This window comes from Streptomyces sp. NPDC048331, assembly GCF_043201215.1.
In the GTDB taxonomy this organism is placed as follows: domain Bacteria; phylum Actinomycetota; class Actinomycetes; order Streptomycetales; family Streptomycetaceae; genus Streptomyces.
This window is the reverse complement of sequence record NZ_JBICYT010000011.1, coordinates 220,329-237,876: the sequence shown is the minus strand read 5'-3', so window position 1 is coordinate 237,876 and position 17,548 is coordinate 220,329. Positions and strand designations below refer to the sequence as shown.

At 73.8% G+C, this 17,548-nt stretch carries 19 protein-coding genes, 1 pseudogene and 1 riboswitch; of the genes and pseudogenes, 16 read left to right on the top strand and 4 right to left on the bottom strand.

The window, feature by feature from the left end; all coding sequences use genetic code 11:
* Positions 1-206: 206 nt before the first annotated feature.
* Together ACGFYY_RS18740 and ACGFYY_RS18735 are read left to right on the top strand one after the other, a co-directional pair.
* Entirely contained in the window at positions 207-578 is a 372-nt protein-coding gene (locus ACGFYY_RS18740) for a hypothetical protein (RefSeq protein ID WP_393710635.1), read from the top strand.
* A 123-nt stretch (positions 579-701) separates the two neighbouring features.
* The gene (locus ACGFYY_RS18735; protein ID WP_393710633.1) at positions 702-4,022 is read left to right on the top strand and encodes a BTAD domain-containing putative transcriptional regulator; all 3,321 of its coding nucleotides are present in this window, start codon (positions 702-704) and stop codon (positions 4,020-4,022) included.
* Here ACGFYY_RS18735 and ACGFYY_RS18730 read toward each other — a convergent pair.
* Entirely contained in the window at positions 4,006-4,158 is a 153-nt protein-coding gene (locus ACGFYY_RS18730) for a hypothetical protein (protein ID WP_393710631.1), read from the bottom strand. The two genes, ACGFYY_RS18735 and ACGFYY_RS18730, sit on opposite strands and share 17 nt — an antisense overlap.
* 65 nt (positions 4,159-4,223) lie before the next feature.
* On the opposite strand from ACGFYY_RS18730, the gene ACGFYY_RS18725 reads away from it, so the two are divergent.
* The 4 genes from ACGFYY_RS18725 (at position 4,224) to pucL (ending at position 8,080) form a co-directional block, all read left to right on the top strand.
* Positions 4,224-4,613, top strand: a complete 390-nt coding sequence (locus ACGFYY_RS18725) for a hypothetical protein (RefSeq protein WP_393710629.1) — start codon at positions 4,224-4,226, stop codon at positions 4,611-4,613.
* Between the two features lie 28 nt (positions 4,614-4,641).
* A complete protein-coding gene (locus tag ACGFYY_RS18720) occupies positions 4,642-5,469 on the top strand; it encodes a PaaX family transcriptional regulator C-terminal domain-containing protein (protein ID WP_393710627.1) in 828 nt (275 codons plus the stop codon).
* 63 nt (positions 5,470-5,532) lie between these two features.
* Entirely contained in the window at positions 5,533-6,882 is a 1,350-nt protein-coding gene (locus tag ACGFYY_RS18715) for an aspartate aminotransferase family protein (protein ID WP_393710625.1), read from the top strand.
* A 280-nt stretch (positions 6,883-7,162) separates the two neighbouring features.
* Positions 7,163-8,080, top strand: coding sequence for a factor-independent urate hydroxylase (gene pucL, locus ACGFYY_RS18710; RefSeq protein WP_365278605.1), 918 nt, complete (start codon positions 7,163-7,165; stop codon positions 8,078-8,080).
* An 88-nt stretch (positions 8,081-8,168) separates the two neighbouring features.
* On the opposite strand, the gene ACGFYY_RS18705 is transcribed toward pucL, so the two are convergent.
* Entirely contained in the window at positions 8,169-8,639 is a 471-nt protein-coding gene (locus ACGFYY_RS18705; protein WP_393710622.1) for a histidine phosphatase family protein, read from the bottom strand.
* A gap of 14 nt (positions 8,640-8,653) precedes the next feature.
* Positions 8,654-8,789, top strand: a riboswitch (cobalamin riboswitch).
* Positions 8,790-8,830: 41 nt separating this feature from the next.
* Here ACGFYY_RS18705 and ACGFYY_RS18700 point away from each other — a divergent pair.
* From ACGFYY_RS18700 to ACGFYY_RS18675, 6 genes are all read left to right on the top strand, one after another.
* Complete coding sequence (locus ACGFYY_RS18700) at positions 8,831-9,046, top strand: CbtB domain-containing protein (RefSeq protein ID WP_393710620.1); 216 nt, start codon at positions 8,831-8,833, stop codon at positions 9,044-9,046.
* Positions 9,047-9,091: 45 nt separating this feature from the next.
* A complete protein-coding gene (locus ACGFYY_RS18695; protein ID WP_393710618.1) occupies positions 9,092-9,859 on the top strand; it encodes a CbtA family protein in 768 nt (255 codons plus the stop codon).
* A 21-nt stretch (positions 9,860-9,880) separates the two neighbouring features.
* The gene (locus tag ACGFYY_RS18690; RefSeq protein ID WP_030714370.1) at positions 9,881-10,129 is read left to right on the top strand and encodes a hypothetical protein; all 249 of its coding nucleotides are present in this window, start codon (positions 9,881-9,883) and stop codon (positions 10,127-10,129) included.
* Between the two features lie 287 nt (positions 10,130-10,416).
* The gene (locus ACGFYY_RS18685; protein WP_393710616.1) at positions 10,417-11,016 is read left to right on the top strand and encodes a hypothetical protein; all 600 of its coding nucleotides are present in this window, start codon (positions 10,417-10,419) and stop codon (positions 11,014-11,016) included.
* Between the two features lie 112 nt (positions 11,017-11,128).
* Positions 11,129-11,521 (top strand): hypothetical protein, encoded by a 393-nt coding sequence (locus ACGFYY_RS18680; protein WP_393710614.1) that lies wholly within the window; start codon positions 11,129-11,131, stop codon positions 11,519-11,521.
* 57 nt (positions 11,522-11,578) lie between these two features.
* Positions 11,579-11,761, top strand: a complete 183-nt coding sequence (locus ACGFYY_RS18675) for a hypothetical protein (RefSeq protein ID WP_393710612.1) — start codon at positions 11,579-11,581, stop codon at positions 11,759-11,761.
* Between the two features lie 77 nt (positions 11,762-11,838).
* On the opposite strand, the gene ACGFYY_RS18670 is transcribed toward ACGFYY_RS18675, so the two are convergent.
* Both ACGFYY_RS18670 and ACGFYY_RS18665 read right to left on the bottom strand, forming a co-directional pair.
* Entirely contained in the window at positions 11,839-12,243 is a 405-nt protein-coding gene (locus ACGFYY_RS18670) for a hypothetical protein (RefSeq protein ID WP_393710610.1), read from the bottom strand.
* 66 nt (positions 12,244-12,309) lie between these two features.
* Positions 12,310-12,417 (bottom strand): annotated as a pseudogene (locus ACGFYY_RS18665) (RidA family protein); the annotation flags it as partial.
* A gap of 76 nt (positions 12,418-12,493) precedes the next feature.
* Between ACGFYY_RS18665 and ACGFYY_RS18660 the strand changes: the two are divergent.
* The 4 genes from ACGFYY_RS18660 to ACGFYY_RS18645 all read left to right on the top strand — a co-directional run bounded on the left by ACGFYY_RS18660 (position 12,494) and on the right by ACGFYY_RS18645 (position 17,476).
* Positions 12,494-13,321 (top strand): hypothetical protein, encoded by an 828-nt coding sequence (locus tag ACGFYY_RS18660; protein WP_393710608.1) that lies wholly within the window; start codon positions 12,494-12,496, stop codon positions 13,319-13,321.
* A gap of 82 nt (positions 13,322-13,403) precedes the next feature.
* Entirely contained in the window at positions 13,404-15,401 is a 1,998-nt protein-coding gene (locus ACGFYY_RS18655; protein WP_365269809.1) for an FUSC family protein, read from the top strand.
* Between the two features lie 84 nt (positions 15,402-15,485).
* The gene (locus ACGFYY_RS18650) at positions 15,486-16,187 is read left to right on the top strand and encodes a hypothetical protein (protein WP_393710605.1); all 702 of its coding nucleotides are present in this window, start codon (positions 15,486-15,488) and stop codon (positions 16,185-16,187) included.
* A complete protein-coding gene (locus ACGFYY_RS18645) occupies positions 16,175-17,476 on the top strand; it encodes an ATP-binding protein (protein WP_393710603.1) in 1,302 nt (433 codons plus the stop codon). Before ACGFYY_RS18650 ends, ACGFYY_RS18645 begins: the two co-directional genes overlap by 13 nt.
* Positions 17,477-17,548: the final 72 nt, after the last annotated feature.

Here is a 17,548-nt window from a genome sequence, read left to right as displayed (position 1 = left end):
GGCGCCCCCCCTCCCACAACACTCCATCCCCCCCCACCCCGCCCCCCCGCCGCCCCCCCCCCCCCCCGGCCGGGGGCCCCCCCCCCCCCCCCGCCCCCCCCGGGGGGGGGCGGCCCCCCCCCGTCCGTATGTCCTGGAGCGCGCCGAACAGGCCACTCCCCGGAAGCCCGGCCGCTGGGCGAGCACCCTTGCTAGAGTCCGTGCCCATGTCGATCCCTGACGACCTGCTCCTCGATCTCGCCACCATGGTCGAGTCGGAGCAGACCAATCAGATGTCCCTGACCGTCGTGGTCCACGGCGCCGTCATCACAGGCCGCCTCGCCCCCGAGAGCGTCTGGCGTCAGCGGGTGGCCGAGGTCCTACGGGACTCCGACCAGCTGGCCCCGTTCGCCGAGATCTTCAGCTCTCCCGGACGCGGCGACAGACAGCAGGCCGGGGCACCCTCCCACCTTCATTTCCACGTGGCACGCATCCTCCAGGGCACCCTGGGCATCCCCGAAACCGGCGGAATGTATCGGATCGCGCTGAAGGACGTCAGCGCCTGGACGGTCGGGAACTTCAGCTACTCCGACAAATAACCCACCGGCCCGACACGACGAAGGACGGCCGCCCGCAATTCACCCCCGCGGGCGCCGTCCCCGACGAACCGGCCCCGGACAACACCATGGCAATACCGCCGGGGCTCCCCGCACAATGTCGCCATGCGGATCTCGATGCTGGGTGCCCTGGACGTACGGGGCGAGGACGGAAGCGGCATCGGAGTCGGAGGGACCCGCCTGCGGGCCCTGCTGATCCTGCTGGCCCTCGAACCGGGGCGGGTGGTCGCCTCCGAGCTGCTGGTCGACGGCATCTGGCAGGACACCCCACCGGCCGGCGCCGCCAACGCCCTTCAGGCACTGGTGTCGCGGCTGCGCCGGGCCCTGCCCGGCATCGACGTGGAATCGCACCCGGCCGGATACCGCCTGCTCGTCGAACCCGACGCGGTCGACGTGGTCCGCTTCGAACGGCTGGCCGCCGCCGGCCGCGCGGCACTGGTACGGGACCCCGACACCGCGGCACGGCTGCTGCGCGAGGCCCTGGAACTGTGGCGCGGCCCGGCCCTGTTGGACGTCGCCGCCGCCCCGTTCTTCCGCGCCCCGGTGACCCGACTGACGGAGCTGCGGACGGCGGTCCTGGAGGACCGCGTCGAGGCGGATCTACGGGTGGGACGCGGCCGGGAACTGACCGCCGAGCTGACCTCCCTCGTCGCCGAACATCCCTTGCGGGAACGGCTCGTCGGCGCACTGATGCGGTCGCTCGTCGCGGCCGGACGGCCCGCCGAGGCCCTCACCGTCTACGGGGAGGCCCGCGCGGCCCTCGCCGAGGAGCTCGGGGTGGACCCCTCGCCCGAGCTGTCCGCCCTGCACACCGCCGTACTACGCGGAGAGGTCGAGGTCCCGGCGGGGCCGTCGCCCACGGGCGAGGCGCCGACACCGACGCCGACACCGACGTCGCCGTCCTCCCCCTCGCCGTCCCCGACGCCGGCCGCGATCTCGTCGCCACCGACCAACCTGCGGTCCGGGCTGGCCAGTTTCGTCGGCCGCGAGGAGGACCTCCACCACGTGGGGTCCCTCATGGACCGGTACCGGCTCACCACGCTCACCGGACCCGGCGGCGCCGGAAAGACCCGGCTGGCCGTCCAGAGCGCCCGCCCCCTCCTCGCCCACTTCCCCGACGGCGTCTGGCTGGTGGAACTCGGACCGCTGAGCGCGGAGGCCGAGGTGGCGCCCGCCGTCCTGAACGCGCTGGCCCTGCGGGACCAGCCGGCCGGCACCGGCGACCCGCTGGACCGGCTCGTCGCGGCCCTGCGCAACCGCACCGCCCTGCTGGTCCTCGACAACTGCGAGCACCTGGTCGAGGCCGCCGCCACGACCGCCGACCGGCTGCTCGGCGCCTGCCCGGGGCTGCGCATCCTGGCGACCAGCCGGGAGCCGCTCGGCCTCACCGGCGAAGCCCTGTGGCCGGTGCGTCCGCTGCCCCTCCCGCCCGCGGACGCCGACGCGGCCCAGGCCCTGTCCTACGCGGCGGTGCGACTGTTGAACGACCGGGCGGCGGCGGCCCGTTCCGGCTTCGCCGTCACCGAGGAGAGCGCCCGGTCCGTCACCCGGATCTGCCGGGCCCTCGACGGGATACCGCTGGCCATCGAACTGGCGGCCGCCCGGCTGCGCACGATGGACGTCGAGCAGCTCGCGACCCGGCTCGACGACCGCTTCCGGCTGCTGACGGACGGCGCGCGGACGGCGCAGCGCCGGCACCGGACCCTGCGGGCGGTGGTCGACTGGAGCTGGGAGCTGCTGACGGAGGCCGAACGGGTCCTGCTGCGCAGGCTCGCCGCCTTCCCCGGTGGCGCCACGGTGGAGGCGGCCGAGGAGGTCTGCGCGGGCGGGGCGGTCGAGGCGTACGACGTGCTCGACCTGATCACGTCGCTGACCGACAAGTCCCTGCTGGTGACCGCGGGCGACGGGCGCTACCGGATGCTGGAGACGATCCGCGCCTACGGCCTGGAGCGGCTGGAGGAGGCGGGCGAACGGGAGTCGCTGCGCCGCGCGCACGCCGCGTACTTCACCGGCCTGGCCCGAGCCGCGGACCCGTACCTGCGGCGGGCGGAGCAGTTGGAGTGGCTCGGGCGGCTCACCGCGGAGCACGACAACCTGGCGGCGGCGCTGCGCGGCGCGATCACGGCGGGCGACGCGCGGGCGGCCGTGGCGCTGGTGGCGGCGGCCGGGTGGTACTGGTGGCTCGGCGGGCACAAGGCGGAAGGCGCCGAACTGGCCGCCCGGGCGCTCGCGTTGCCCGTCCCGGCCGTCCCCGCCGGGTCGGACAGGCCGGACGACGACGGGGACGACGGGGCCCGCGCCGTGGCCTGCGCGCTGGCGGCGCTCTTCGCAACGGCCGGACTCGGTGACGACCGGCGGACCGCGGAACTGCTCGGCCAGGGGCTGCTGCTCGCCGCACGCACCGGGAGCCGGCACCCCGTGGTCCGCTTCCTGGAGCCGCTGGACCGGCTGCTGCGCAGCGCGGACAAGGGCGAGGCGGCCCCTCCGGACGCGTGGGCTGGTCTGTTGACCGACGAAGACCCCTGGGTCCGGGCGCAGGCCCGGCTGGAGGGCGCCAAGACCCTGCTCGGGGCGGGCGGCCCGCCCGCCGAGGCGGAGGCCGCGATCGAGGCGGCCCTGGCCGGGTTCCGGGGGCTCGGGGAACGCTGGGGGACCTCCTTCGCGTTGACGCTGCTGGCCGATCTGGTGGCCCGGCGCGGCGACCACGGCGCGGCGATCGGCCACTACGAGGAAGCCGTGGCGGTCCTCGGCGAGTTGGGCGTCGTCGAGGACCGGCTGTACGCCCGGGTCCGGCAGGCGCAGCTGTTCCGGCTGGCCGGGGACCCTGCGGGCAGCGCGGCGGCCATGGCCCGGGCGGAGCGGGACGCGGTGGCGGCCGGCTGGCCCGAGGCGCTGGCCATGATGGCGCACGGCAAGGCGGACCTGGCGCGCTGGAACGGCGAGACGGTGCCGGCCAGGGCCGAACTGGCGCGGGCGAAGGCGGCGGTCCGCGAGGTCGCCGTACATCCGGTGTTCGATGCGGTCGTGCTCGACAGCCTCGGGTATCTGGACGCGGCGGACGGCGAGTTGGCCACCGCCCGCGCCCACCGGGCCGAGGCGCTGGAGCTGGCCGCGGCCTCCGGACACGCGCCGACGCTCGCCCAGGTGCTGGTCGGCGTGGCGGACCAGGCCGTACGGCTGGACCGGCCCCGGGAGGCGGCCCGGCTGCTGGCCGCGGCCCTGGCCGTGCGCGGCGGGCCGGACCACTCGCGCCCCGACGCCGCGCGGGTGGAGGCGGCGGCCCGCGCCGCGCTCGGCGCCGAGGCGTACGAGGCGTACGCGTGCGAGGAGGGCGTGAACGAGGAGGGCGTGTACGGGAGTCACGGGGGCGGGGCGGTGCGACCGGCGGCCGCACGGGAACTGGCACGGCTCACGCTGGACGGCTGAGTTCCTCCAGGAAGCTCCGCTGATCGGCGAGCAGGCCGGGTGGGAAGAGGGAGCGCGGTGCGAACACCGCCGTCAGCGTCAGCCGCCAGGGCGGGGGCCCGCGCCACCACGGCTCCGGATTCCTCGGCTCGTTCATTCGTTCATTTGTTCGCTCGCATTAAAAACGATCGTATCGACAATGAGCGTATTAGCCTTGTGCGTATGACGACGGAGAGCGTGGCGGTACGGCGCGGGGTGCCCGAAGGGGCCGCGGCGCGCGTCGCCGAGCCGTACTGGGAGGCCTTCGGAGGAAAGCTGGGCCTCGCGCTCGGCCCCCCGGAGGCCGGGCGCCGGTTCATCGCCGGACACCCGCACACGGACCGCGCGGTCACCGCACTGTCCGGCGGCGAAGGCGGCGAGGGCGGCTCGCGCGGCCGGGTGGTCGGCGTGGCGGGCTTCCAGCCGGCCGGGCGCGGCCTGGTCGGCGGATCCGGCTGGACCTGGTCGCGGAGAACCCGCGGGCCCGGGAGCCGTACGAGCGCCACGGGTTCCGGGCGGTCCGGGTGCGACGCACGCCCTGGCTGCGGGACGTGCTGGGATTCGGGGGTGTGACGACGATGCACAAGGAGGTGGCCGCGCGATGAGTGCGATCCCCACGCGGATGGTGGTGCACGCGCTGGTCCGGGAGGACGGGACGGTCGCGGGCGACGAGCTCTACGAGGTCGCCGCGCTGCTCGGGATGACCGACCAGCAGGTGCGGCTGTGCGTGAAGCGGCTGGTGACCGAGGGCCGGTTCACCGTGGAGGGGCGCGGCCGGCGGGCCGTGCTGCGCCTGGCGGGGACCGAGACGGAGGTCGGGCCGGTGCTCGTACCGGAGGTGGAGTTCGTCCGGCACGCCTACCGGCAGGACCGGGGGCTGGAGCCCTGGGACGGGCTCTGGCACGCCTTCGCCTTCGCCGTGCCGGAATCCGCGCGGGCCGCGCGGGACTCCCTGCGGGACGCGCTGACCGGGCTGGGGGCGGCGCCGGTCCAGGGCGGCCTGTACGTCACGCCGAACGCGATCGGCCCGTACGTGCGGGCGCACGCGGCGGATCTGGACCTCTCGGAGGCGCTGACCTGCCTGAGCACCCGGGACCTCGCGGTGGGCGGCACCCGCGACCCTCGGGCCCTGGCGCAGCGGCTCTGGCCGCTCCCGGACATCGCGGAGGGGTACGGGGAGCTCCACGCCCTCGCGGAGCGTCCCGCCGAGCCCGGGCCGGCCGCCGGGCTGGCGCACGCCGTGGCACTGGCGGCGGCCTTCTCGGCCGCGATGCTCCCGGATCCGCTGCTCCCGCCGGAGCTGCTGCCGCGGCCCTGGCCGGGCACGACGGCCCGGGCCGCGGCGGCGGAGGCCTGGGCCCGGCTGGGAGCCGCCGCCGAGACCCCGGGACCCCGGCTGTTCCGGCTGTACGGCGAAGCCCTGGCCTGACCCGGCCGGTGTCGGCGGGCCGACCCCCGGCCCGTCCACATCATGGACAACTACGCTCGTTTCATGAACGCAGAAGCCGACGCCCTCGCCGCCGTGAAAGACGCTGACCGGAAGCACGTCTTCCACTCGTGGTCGGCGCAGGAACTCATCGATCCGCTCGCCGTGGCCGGTGCGGAGGGCTCGTACTTCTGGGACTACCAGGGCAACCGCTTCCTCGACTTCTCCAGCGCCCTGGTCTACACGAACATCGGCTACCAGCACCCGAAGGTCACCGCGGCCATCCAGGAGCAGGCGGCCAAGCTGTGCACCGTCGCGCCCGGCTTCGCCGTCGACGTGCGCTCCGAGGCGGCCCGGCTGATCGCCGAACGCACCCCCGGCGACCTCGACAAGATCTTCTTCACCAATGCCGGGGCCGAGGCCGTGGAGAACGCCGTCCGCATGGCCCGGCTGCACACCGGCCGGCCCAAGGTGCTGTCCGCGTACCGCTCGTACCACGGCGCCACCTCCACCGCGATCAACCTGACGGGCGACGCCCGCCGCTTCGGCAACGACTCCGCGACCGCCGGCGTCGTGCACTTCTGGGGGCCGTTCGCCTACCGCTCGCCCTTCTACGCGGCCACCGAAGCCGAGGAGTGCGAGCGGGCCCTGCGCCACCTGGAGGACACCATCGTCTTCGAGGGGCCGCAGTCCATCGCCGCGATCATCCTGGAGACCGTCGGCGGCGCCCCGGGCGTGCTCGTGCACCCGGACGGCTACCTGGCCGGGGTCCGCGCGCTGTGCGACCGCTTCGGCATCGTCTTCGTGCTCGACGAGATCATGGTCGGATTCGGGCGCACCGGTAGGTGGTTCGCCTCCGAGCACTGGGACGTGACCCCCGACCTGATCTGCTTCGCCAAGGGCGTGACCAGCGGCTACGTGCCGCTCGGCGGGGTCGCCATCTCGGCCGCCATCGCCGAGAGCTTCGCCCGCAAGCCCTACCCGGGCGGGCTGACGTACTCCGGGCACGTGCTGGCCTGCGCGGCCGCCGTGGCGACGATCGGCGTCATGGAGGAAGAGGGCATCGTCGAGCGGTCCGCCCGCACCGGCGCCGAGCTGCTGGGACCCGGCCTGCGCGCGCTCGCCGAGCGGCACCCCTCGGTCGGCGAGGTCCGCGGGCTCGGCACCTTCTGGGCCCTGGAACTCGTCCGGAGCAAGGAGACCCGGGAGCCGCTGGTCCCGTACAACGCCTCCGGTGCGGAGAACGCCCCGATGGCCGAGTTCGCGGCCGCCTGCAAGAAGGGCGGGCTCTGGCCGCTCGTCGCCGGCAACCGCATCCACGTCGCGCCGCCGTGCAACATCACGCCCGAGGACGTGGCCAAGGGGCTGGCGATCCTCGACGAGGCCCTCTCGGTGGCGGATGCGCACACCACCTGACCTGCGATTCTGTGGGGTCGCCCAAGGCGTGGGTGCTGGTGTTCGGAGGATTTGTACGGGGATCAACCCCCCGTACACATGCTGCAATCCGTGCAGGCCGTAAGACACAACAGGCCAAGCACCTACGAACCGGGATGCACGTCAGGCCCGGGGCGGTCCCTCCGCGAGGGGCCGAACGGCGGGGAGCGGGACGTCCTTGATTCGGGCGGGCGCTGGACGCCGGGCGTACGGGATCCAGACCACCGGACTCCGTGTTCCCGAGTACCCGAAGGAAGACAGCATGAGCAAGCACGTCCTGGCCCAGAACCAGTACGGCAAGGCCGAGAACCGCATCGTGAAGGTCACCCGCAAGGGCGGCGACGGTTCCTGGCACGAGATCCGTGACCTCAACGTCTCGGTCGCGCTCCGCGGTGAGTTCCGCGACGTCCACCTCACCGGCGACAACGCCAACTGCCTGCCGACCGACACCACCAAGAACACGGTGTACGCCTTCGGCAAGGAGCACGGCATCGAATCCCCCGAGGCCTTCGGCATCCAGCTCGCCAAGCACTTCGTCTCCTCGCAGCAGCCGATCCGCGAGGCCCAGATCCGCATCGAGGAGTACGCGTGGGACCGCATCCCGGTCCCCACGCGCAAGGAGCAGCACTCCTTCGTCCGCAAGGGCCAGGAGGTGCGGACCGCGCAGATCACCTACAGCGAGACGACCGGCCTCCAGGTCATCTCGGGGCTGAAGGACCTGACGGTGATGAACTCGACCAACTCCGAGTTCCACGGCTACATCAAGGACAGGTACACGACCCTGCAGGAGGCGTACGACCGCATCCTGGCGACCAAGGTCACCGCGCGCTGGGCGCACTCGGCGCTCGCCGCCGACGACGCCGGGTACGACTGGGACCAGGCGTACAAGAAGGTCCGCAAGAACATGCTGGAAGCCTTCGCGGAGACGTACTCGTACTCGCTGCAGCAGACCCTGAACCAGATGGCCGAGCGTGTGCTCGACAACTGCCCCAAGGTCAACGAGGTGCGCCTCAACCTCCCCAACAAGCACCACTTCCTCGTCGACCTGGAGCCCTTCGGCCTCAAGAACGACAACGAGGTCTACTTCGCGGCGGACCGGCCGTACGGCCTGATCGAGGGCACCATCCACCGCGACGGCGTGCAGCCGGTGATCTCGACGTCCGACTGGATCGTCGCCTGACGCGCGGGTGGTGTCGATTCGGCCCGGACCGCGTCGCGGGGTCCGGGCCGAATCGTTTCCCCTACGGCGGTCACCACTACGGCGACGGCTACGGCTCGTCCTGCGGCTGCTCGTCCTGCGGCCGGCCCACCAGGAGGTTCCAGCGCCCCGCCCGCCCGGTGAGGGTGGTCTCCGACTCCGGCCGTACGTCGAGCCGCCAGAAGGCCGCCGCGGGCAGCTCCAGGGCGTGCACCACGGCCGCGCGCACGACGGCCTGCTCGACCACCATCCGGTGCGTGCCCTCGGCCAGGCCCGCCAGCTCCGCCCCGACGCGGGCGATCAGCGCGTTCACGGACTCCCCGCCCGGCGGCGCGTACGCCGGATCGGTCAGCCAGGCGCGCACGGCCGCCGGATCCCGGCCCACCACCTCGTCCAGGGTCAGCCCGGCCCACTCACCCATGGCCGGACCGCGCAGCCCCTCGTGACCCGGGCACGGCCGCGCGTGACCGAAGCGGCCCTGACGGGCGGCCGCGTCCAGAGGGAAACTGACCAGTCGAACTCGCACCAACGGGGTCTTCATCAGGCGAGCGTAAGCGCGGTACGGTCACAAATGGTTCAATTGACCTACGACGGAACGACGGAAGCCCGGTGAGAATCCGGCACGGTCGCGCCACTGTGAAGCCTCCCCGAGGGGAGGAAAGTCAGACCCGCCACCGTCGTAGCGAGCACCACCACTGACCGGGACGCGTGTTTCCCTCTGGAGGTTCTGCCATGGCCCACACCGCCGTGCCCACGACGAACTCACCCGTCATCGCCCCCATCTCGCTCTCCGAGCTGGCCCCCTGGGCCGTGTTCGTCGGCGTCCTCATGCTCGTCCTGCTGTACTTCGTCGGCGCCGAGCAGGGTGCCACCTCCCTCTTCGAGGGGGAGACCATCCACGAGTGGCTGCACGACGGCCGCCACCTGCTCGGTTTCCCCTGCCACTGATTCCCCTGCCACCGACCGACGTCTCAGCGAGGGAACCGACGCACCATGACTTCCTCTTCTCCGGGTGGGGTCTCCCCCCGCACCCTGCTCGTCCGCGGCATGCTCGCCGGCCTGCTGGCCGGCGTGGCCGCCTTCCTCGTCGCCTACCTCCTCGGTGAGTCCAAGGTGGACGCGGCGATCGCCATCGAGGAAGCCGCCTCGGCCGGTCACGACCACGGCGAGGACGCGCCGGTCAGCCGGGCCCTCCAGGCCACGGCCGGGCTCGGCACGGGCGTCCTGCTCTACGCGGTCGCGCTCGGCGGGATCGCCGCGCTCGTCTACTGCTTCGCCCTGGGCCGCATCGGCCGCTTCGGCCCGCGCGCCACGGCCGCCCTGGTCACCGGGGCCCTGTACGTCACCGTGACGCTGGTGCCGTTCTTCAAGTACCCCGCCAATCCCCCCGCCGTGGGCGATCCCGAGACCGCCGCCCGGCGGACCGCCCTCTACCTCCTGATGGTCGCCCTGAGCGTGCTGCTGGCGGCCGGCGCGCTGATCCTCGGCCGGCGGCTCGCGCCGAGGCTCGGCAACTGGAACGCGTCGATCGTCGCCGGCGCGGCCTTCCTCCTGCTGATCGGCCTCTCGTACGCCCTGCTGCCCGGCGTCGACGAGGTCCCGGAGGGCTTCCCCGGCGCGCTGATCTGGGAGTTCCGCCTCGCGTCCCTGGCCGTCCAGACGGCTCTGTGGACGACTTTCGGCCTGGCTTTCGGTTTTCTAGCCGAACGAGCCCTTGTGCCCGCTTCCGCACCCAAGGAGGCTGTGCAGCCGACCGGTTGAGCACGAGGGGGCCCGTAGTACATGGCGACGGCGATCAGGGAATGGCGGGGCTGGACGGGCGCCGCCCCGTTCTGGCTCAACTCGTTCCTGCTGCTCCTGGCCCCCTGCTGCGCCGTCACGCTCTTCGGTCAGATCGGGATCATCGCCGCGCTGGCCGCGCTCGGCGGCCTGGCCCGCCACCTCTGGTACGGCGACTACGGCCACCCGGCCATGCATCTGGCCGGCGCGCTGATGGGGGCGGGCACGGCCGCGGTCGTCATGTGCGGCTAGGGCCTGTCTTTCGGATCAGGCCGGAGGACTGGCTCTAGGGGGTGCCTCCCGCGCAGCGGGCGGGGACGACCTGGACACGCCCGAACTCTCACCCGTTCGGGCGCAGGGGCACCACCCCGGGGATCCGGCGGGTGGACCCTTCGCGATCTGCGAAGACTCACCGATCGGGCGACGACACGCCCGTGACGCGATGTCAGTCCACCGTGTTGCACGGGGTGCCGATGGGCAGAGGAAGTGTCCACTGCTCACATGACCCCGGCCGCCCGGGCCGGACAGGAGGGAATCCCATGCCCCGCGCCAAGTGGGCCGTCGCCGCGCTGACGGTGGTTCTGTTGTCCACCGGCATCGCGGTGTTGCAACGGACCGAGGGTGCCCGGACCGCGGCCGTGACCACCGACGACGCGCTGCCGTCGCGGGCGTTGGGGCTGTCCGGCCACCGCCGGCTGGTACGGGAGCTGGAGCAGTCCGGCGAGCACGGCTCCGGCACGGGGGCCCGGTCGCCGAGGACCGAACCCGGGCCGTTGCGGGAGGTCAACGGACCTCTGCGGGCCGCGCGGCCGCTGCGGTTGCGGATCCCCAGCCTGGGCGTGGACGTGCCGCTGAACGGCGATCGCGAGGAGGTCGCCTGGGACACCGGGGGGCCCGCTCCCGGTGCGGCCGGGACCGCGGTGGTGACCGTGGAAGGGCTCCGCCTCGGCACGTTGCGGCGGGGCCGGACCATCGAGATCCCCCGCGCGGACAGCCGTACGGCCGTGTTCACCGTCGTCCGCGTCTCCCCCGGCAGGACCTCCGGCCACGAGGGCCCGCCCGGCCGGGCCCAACTGCGGTTGGTCGGCGGCGAGACCGCCGTGCTGGCCCGGCTGACCGGGCAGCGCCGCACCCACTGAGCCCACCGGCCCCGGGTGTCCTGTCAGCCGTGGGGGGTGTCTTCGTCCCCCGGTCGGGGGCTTCTCGGGGTCCGTCCGGGAGTCTCCCGGCGTGGCGGGGCACACCCCTCGCATGAACGGGAGGCACCACGCGCGTTCGGCACTGGCCAGGGCTCTGACCGTGGTCTGTGTCGTGCTGCTGTGCGTCTTCGGCGCCGGACCGGCCGGCGCCGCGGCCGCCGAGTTCCGGCCCGCCTCCGCCGTGCCCGCCGTGCCCGCCGCGCCGAGCGCGCCCGCCGAGTCCCCCGAGCCCGGCGAGGGCCCGTCGGATCCGGCCCCGGCTCCGGATCCCGAGGCTCGGACGGCCGTACGGACGATCACGCGCGGACCGACCGGCGTACGGCGGGCACCACGCGCGGTGTTTCACGTGGAACACCGCGCCGCCCCGGCGTGCGGGCCCGCCCAGGACGCGGCCGAACCGGCCCTGTCCCGGCGGACGGTGCGGAGTGTGGTGCTGCGCTGCTGAGCGGACCGAGGTCCGAACGCAGCCCCCACACCCACCTGAGCACCGTGAGGTTCCGCCATGCCCATCGACCCGTACGCCGCACTGAACGCCATGCTCCGCGCCGAGGTCACCCGGTTCTCCCCGCCGGTCCGGCAGAAGACCGAGCCGACCACGGCCACCGCCACGACCCCAGCGACGGCCACGACCGTCGAGCCCGAGAGCGAACCGCAGCGGACCGCCCCCGCGGACTCGGCCGCGTAGGACGGCGCGCGCACAGGCGCGGAGCGCCGGTTGCCCGGGCCTCTCGGCCCGGGCAACCGGCGCTCGCGGTCCGGTGCTCAGTCCTCGTGCGTGTAGTAGCGGTAGAACGCCGCCAGGCCGACGCCCGCGGCCACGGCGAGGCCCACCACGACGGCCTTGAGGATCGACTGGTCGGTGAGGCTGTGCAGATAGCCCGCCGCGATGCCGCCGAAGGCTCCGTAGGCGGCGGCGTGGACCTCACGCATCATCCGGGGACCGACCCTGGCCAGGCCGAACATGATCGCTGCGAAGATCACGCCGCACAGGATCCCGTAGAAGACGTTGCCCGCGGTCACCGGCCCCGCCTGGCGCTCGATGAAGGCGGCCCAGAATCCGTACACGAGTCCGAGGAGCACGGGGCCCACGAACGCGCTCTTGTGCAGGTGGGCCGTGTTCGCCGTCTGCCGGTGCCGCCCGAAGGCGGAAGGTGCCGCATGTGCCATGACGGGCTCCTCTCTCCCATCCTCCAGGGCACACCCGCCACCCCCGACCGGCAAGTGGATCAGTGGTCAGGGCGTGCGCACGGCCACCGCGTCGATCTCGAAGAGCATGTCGGGCAGGGCGAGCGCGGCGACGCCGATCAGGGTCTGGGCGGGCAGTTCGGTCCCCCACGTGGCGCGCCCGCCGAGGGCCCACCACCCGCCCGCAGCAACACCGCTCGCGCCCGGCCCCGTGCCCGCATTCCCTGGTGACGTGCGCACCATCCTGTCGACGGTCCTGATCGTGCTCGTGGCCCTTCTGGTGCCCGCGAGCGCCGTCGCGTACTGGGCCGACCGCGAGCTGGGCGACGCCGACCGGTACACCGCCGCCATGTCCCCCCTCGCCGAGAACCCGAAGGTGCAGGAGGTCGTCGTCACGCAGGTCACGCGCGCCCTGGCCGGGCAGATCGACGCGGGCCCCTTCCAGATCGGCCTGGACACCCTGCTCGGCGAGGCCCTGCACTCCTTCGCCGGCACCGACGCCTACCGGACCGCCTGGGACGCGGCCAACCGCGCCGCCCACGCCGCGTTCCTCGACGCCCTCACCACCGGCCGCGGCGACGCCCTCACCATCGACCTCGCGCCCGTCATCGCCCAGGTCAGGGGCGACCTCGTCGCCGACGAGGTGCCCTTCGCCGACCGCATCCCGGTGACCCACCTGACCGTGAAGGTCATGGAGTACGACAATCTCGCCGCTCTCCGGAAGGGCTTCCACATGCTCGAAGTCGCGGGCGTCTGGCTCCCCGTACTGACCCTGCTCCTGGCCGCGGCGGCCGTCGCCGTCGCCGTCCACCGCCGACGCGCCGTCATGGCCACAGGAGCGGGACTGGCCGTCGGGGCCGGACTGCTGTGGCTCGCGGTGGACGTCTGCCGCCGGCTCACCCTGGACGACCTGCCCGCCGACATCGACCGACCCGCCGCCGGGGCGGTGTACGACGCCCTCACCGCGTACCTGCGCACCACCGCCTGGGTGGTGCTGGTGATCGGGCTCGCCGCCGCACTTGCCGCCTGGGTGATGGGCCGACTACGCCGCACCCCATAAGCTCGGAAGGTACCAACACACACAGAACCATGCAGAAGATCCCAGAAGAACCGAATCGCGAGCGGCGGGCACGGAAGCGGGAATGAGCACCGAACGCACCGAACACATATCGTCGCGCAGAGCCCGGCACCTTCCGCTGGCTCCGCCCTCCTGGCTGCTGGGCGGGCTGAAGCCCAGTTCCGCGCCCATCCCGTGGGCCGCCGTGGCCCGGGCCTCGGTCGCGATGTCCGTGCCGCTCGCCGTCGGTTTCGCCCTCGACGAGCCCGAATACGGCGCCCTCGCCTCCATGGGCGCCCTCGCCGGGGTCCTCGGCGACACCGCCGACGCCTACCGGATGCGCGTCCTGAACATCGCCGTCCCCCAGCTCGTCGGCGCCGTCGGAGTGGCGCTGGGCACCCTGGTCTACGGGCACGGCTGGCTGGCCGTCGGAGCGCTCACCCTCATCGCCCTCGTCTCCGGGATGATCTCTTCCATCGGCACGGTCGCCTCCGTGTCCGGACTGCTGCTCCTGCTCAACGCCGTGATCGGCGCCGGACTGCCGCTGCCCGAGCCCTGGTGGACGGCCCCGCTGCTGCTGACCGCGGGCGGGCTGTTCGTCCTCGCCCTGACCCTGCTGGGCTGGCCGCTGCGCCGCCGGCAGCCCGAGCGCACCGCCGTGGCGGACACCTACCGGGCCCTGGCCGGCGCCCTGGAGGCCGCGGGCGGCCCCGGCGCCCGCTACGAGGAACGCCGCCAGGAGGTCACCCAGGCCATCGACCACGCCTACGACCTCGTGCTCGGCCGCCGGGCCCGGGTGCACGGGCGCAGCCCTTCCCTGGTGCGGCTGCTGGCCCAGCTCAACGTGGTGATCCCGCTGGTGGAGGCCGCGCCCGCCGCGCACCTGCGCGGCCGGCCGCTGCCCCCCGAGATCCCGGCGGCCGTACGGGAACTGGCCGACGCCGTCGAGGAGGGCCGCACCACGGCCCCGGTACTGGAGCTGCCCACCGCGCACACCCCGGCCGAACGGGCCGTCGACGCGGCCCTGCGCCACGCGGCGAAGATCGTGCACGTCGCCGAACCCGACCTGCACAACGTGGACGACCGCCTCGGCCGGCCCGCCGCGCTACGCGTGCGGGCCCGGCGCGCGGTCCGCGACATGATGCTGTCCCGGGCCTCGTGGCGGTACGGGCTGCGGCTCGCGCTGTGCATCGGGATCGCGCAGTCCCTCGTATCGGTGATCGAGGTCGAGCGCTCCTACTGGGTCGCGCTGACCGTCACCTTCGTCCTCAAGCCCGACTTCGGCTCGGTGTTCTCGCGGGCCGTCCTGCGCGCGCTCGGCACCGCGGGCGGGCTGGTGATCGCGGCCGCCGTGCTCTCCGAGGTGCCGCGCGGCTGGTGGGACGTCCCGGTGATGGTGGTGCTGGCCGGCCTGATCCCCGCGTTCTCCGCCAAGGGGTACGCTTTCCAGACCGCCGCGATCACCCCGGTGATCCTGCTTCTCTCGGACCTGCTCAACCACCAGGGCTTCGACCTGATCCGGCCCCGGCTGGTGGACAGTCTGATCGGCTGCGCCATCACCCTCGTCTTCGGCTACCTGCTGTGGCCCGAGAGCTGGCACACCCGGATCGGGGACCGGCTCGCCGCCACCGTGGACGACGCCGCCCGCTACGTGGAACGGGCCTTCGCCCCGGTCGCCGACGAGGCCGCGTTCGCCGTAGCGCGGACCGCCCGCCTCCAGGCGCGGCGGCGCATCTACCGGGACCTGTCGGGTGTGCGCAGCGAGTTCCAGCGGGCGCTGACCGAGCCCCCGCCGACCGGGCCGCGGGCCGCGGCCTGGTGGCCGCTGGTGGTCGCCGTGGAGCGGATCGTGGACGCGACCACCGCCGCGCGGGTCCGGGTCAACCACGGCGCGGCCCCGCCCCCCGCCCACGAGGTCGAGTCGATCGCGCGCCGGCTGCGCGACCTGGCCGACCGGGTGCGCAGCAGTACCGTCCCGGTACGGGTGGAGGACGCGGAGCCGGCGGGCGCGGGGTCGAGCGTGCTGGCCCCCGTCCACCAGGAGATCGCGGCGGCCCTGGCCATCGCCCGCCCGGAGACCTGACCCGCGCGGGCCCGCCCGGGACCGGCGTCCCCCGAATGGGTCGCCTCCCGGGCCGGGCGCCGGCGGACGGGGCAGCATCGGATCATGCGCCGCGTCCCCGCCGTGATGGTCCTCGCCGTACTCCTGGTGGGGTGCGCCGATGTGGAGGGACTGCAGAGCGAGGGCGACCTCGGCACCGTGCACGCCCCCAGGAGCCTCTGGAGGGACATCCGCCCCGAGCCGCCCGCGGCGGACCAGAAGCCCGGCACGGCCGCCGTGGTCCCCGGGCTCCCCAAGGTGACGGATCTGAGCATGCGCGGGGTGGACGCGCTGTCCGTCGTACGCGCCGACGTCACCTCCGCCGCCGAGCAGGACGGCGGCACCGGCCGGCTCGTCGACCCGCGCGCCGTCCAGCGGCTCGCGCTCTGTACACAGGCTGTGGACGGCGGCCCCGACTGCCCGGTGCGTCCCGCGGTGCTGCACGACCTGACGGGCAACGGCCGGGAGGAGCTCATCACCGCCCTGGACATCGACGGTCGGGTCAGCGAACTGCGCGTCTACACCGTCCAGGACGACGGGAACATCGCCCGGATCCTGTCCCGGCGCGGGGTGCTGGAGGGGGTCGAGGTGGCCGCCGAGCATCTGGCGGTCCGCGAGCCCACGACGAACCCCGCCTACGTGGCCGTCTCCGACTACGTCTGGGACCCGAAGGCCGGGATCATGAACCTCTCCCAGCTCACCCTCGACGACTGCCCGGCGCTGACGCAGAACCCGGTGAACGAGGCGGGATCGCGATGCGCGCGCTGAGCAGCCTGCGCTGGAAGATCGCGCTGACCACCACCATGGTGTGCTGCATGGTCGCCGCCGCACTCGGCATCCTGGTGCACAACGTGGTCGCGCGGCAGATGGTCGGCGAGGTCCGCAAGGCCGCCGCCACCGAGCTGACCCACGCCCTGGGCCACTACGAGTACGGCACCGCGCACGGCGACGTGAACGCCGTGCTCGACCCGCCCGACCTGCCCCGGCGACTGCGCGAGCTCGTCGCGAGCGGCCAGACCGGCAGCATCGTCGGACTACAAGGGGGAAAGCCCGTCATGTGGGCGGCCGGACCCGCCGACGGCCAGGCCCTGGCGGTCTGGCTGCCCTTCGGGAGCACCCGCGAGCGGTTGCGGGACATCGACACCGCCATCCTGGCCTCCGCGGTCCTCGCGGCCGGGCTGGTGGCCCTCGCCGGCCTGTTCCTCGCCGACCGGATCAGCCGGCGGCTCGCGACCACGGCCGCCGTGGCCCGCCGGATCACCGCCGGGGACCTGGACGCCCGGGTGAACTTCCCGCACGAGGGGGACGACCCGGGCCCGCGCGGCTCCCGCGACGAGGTACGGGACGTGGCGCACGCGCTGGACTCGATGGCCAGCTCGCTCCAGGGCCGATTGGAGGCGGAGAAGCGGTTCACGGCGGATGTCGCGCACGAGCTCCGGACCCCGCTCACCGGTTCGCTGGCCGCGGCGGCACTGCTTCCCGAGGGCCGACCCAAGGAGATGATCAACAACCGGTTGCGGGCCCTGCACCTGCTGACCGAGGACCTGCTGGAGATCTCCCGGCTGGACTCGGGTGCCGAACGGGCCGACCTCGCCCGGGTGGAGCTCGGCCGGGCCGTGGAACGGGCCGTCGCCGCGGCCACCGCGGTGAGCGGGGCCGGGCCGGATGCCGAGGCGGATGCCGGGTCGGGCCCCTCGGTACGGGTGGTGCGGGACACCGTGGTGGTCACCGACCGGCGGCGCCTCGACCGGATCCTGGCCAACCTGCTGGTCAACGCCGGCAAACACGGCAGGCCGCCGGTCGAGGTGACCGTGGAGGGCCCGGTGGTGGTGGTCCGCGACCACGGGCCCGGCTACCCGCCCGAGCTGATCGCACGGGGTCCGCAGCGGTTCCGTACCGGGGACCCGGGCCGCGGTCGCGGCCACGGCCTGGGCCTCACGATCGTGATGGGGCAGGCGGCCGTGCTGGAGATCGAAGTGGGCTTCGCCAACGCGCCCGACGGGGGCGCGGTGACGACGCTCCACCTCCCCGTCGGCAGGACGCAGGAGGGGAATTGAGCGCATTGCACCGGTTGAACGGCTTGGATGCCCGAGGGGTGTGTTTCACGTGAAACACACCCCTCGGGTCAA

Bases quoted from the DNA above. Each gene is read 5' to 3' on its own strand.
- ACGFYY_RS18740 (WP_393710635.1), top strand. From the start codon at position 207: ATGTCGATCCCTGACGACCTGCTCCTCGATCTCGCCACCATGGTCGAG.
- ACGFYY_RS18735 (WP_393710633.1), top strand. From the start codon at position 702: ATGCGGATCTCGATGCTGGGTGCCCTGGACGTACGGGGCGAGGACGGA.
- ACGFYY_RS18730 (WP_393710631.1), bottom strand. From the start codon at position 4,158: ATGAACGAGCCGAGGAATCCGGAGCCGTGGTGGCGCGGGCCCCCGCCC.
- ACGFYY_RS18725 (WP_393710629.1), top strand. From the start codon at position 4,224: ATGACGACGGAGAGCGTGGCGGTACGGCGCGGGGTGCCCGAAGGGGCC.
- ACGFYY_RS18720 (WP_393710627.1), top strand. From the start codon at position 4,642: ATGAGTGCGATCCCCACGCGGATGGTGGTGCACGCGCTGGTCCGGGAG.
- ACGFYY_RS18715 (WP_393710625.1), top strand. From the start codon at position 5,533: ATGAACGCAGAAGCCGACGCCCTCGCCGCCGTGAAAGACGCTGACCGG.
- pucL (WP_365278605.1), top strand. From the start codon at position 7,163: ATGAGCAAGCACGTCCTGGCCCAGAACCAGTACGGCAAGGCCGAGAAC.
- ACGFYY_RS18705 (WP_393710622.1), bottom strand. From the start codon at position 8,639: ATGAAGACCCCGTTGGTGCGAGTTCGACTGGTCAGTTTCCCTCTGGAC.
- ACGFYY_RS18700 (WP_393710620.1), top strand. From the start codon at position 8,831: ATGGCCCACACCGCCGTGCCCACGACGAACTCACCCGTCATCGCCCCC.
- ACGFYY_RS18695 (WP_393710618.1), top strand. From the start codon at position 9,092: ATGACTTCCTCTTCTCCGGGTGGGGTCTCCCCCCGCACCCTGCTCGTC.
- ACGFYY_RS18690 (WP_030714370.1), top strand. From the start codon at position 9,881: ATGGCGACGGCGATCAGGGAATGGCGGGGCTGGACGGGCGCCGCCCCG.
- ACGFYY_RS18685 (WP_393710616.1), top strand. From the start codon at position 10,417: ATGCCCCGCGCCAAGTGGGCCGTCGCCGCGCTGACGGTGGTTCTGTTG.
- ACGFYY_RS18680 (WP_393710614.1), top strand. From the start codon at position 11,129: ATGAACGGGAGGCACCACGCGCGTTCGGCACTGGCCAGGGCTCTGACC.
- ACGFYY_RS18675 (WP_393710612.1), top strand. From the start codon at position 11,579: ATGCCCATCGACCCGTACGCCGCACTGAACGCCATGCTCCGCGCCGAG.
- ACGFYY_RS18670 (WP_393710610.1), bottom strand. From the start codon at position 12,243: ATGGCACATGCGGCACCTTCCGCCTTCGGGCGGCACCGGCAGACGGCG.
- ACGFYY_RS18655 (WP_365269809.1), top strand. From the start codon at position 13,404: ATGAGCACCGAACGCACCGAACACATATCGTCGCGCAGAGCCCGGCAC.
- ACGFYY_RS18650 (WP_393710605.1), top strand. From the start codon at position 15,486: ATGCGCCGCGTCCCCGCCGTGATGGTCCTCGCCGTACTCCTGGTGGGG.
- ACGFYY_RS18645 (WP_393710603.1), top strand. From the start codon at position 16,175: ATGCGCGCGCTGAGCAGCCTGCGCTGGAAGATCGCGCTGACCACCACC.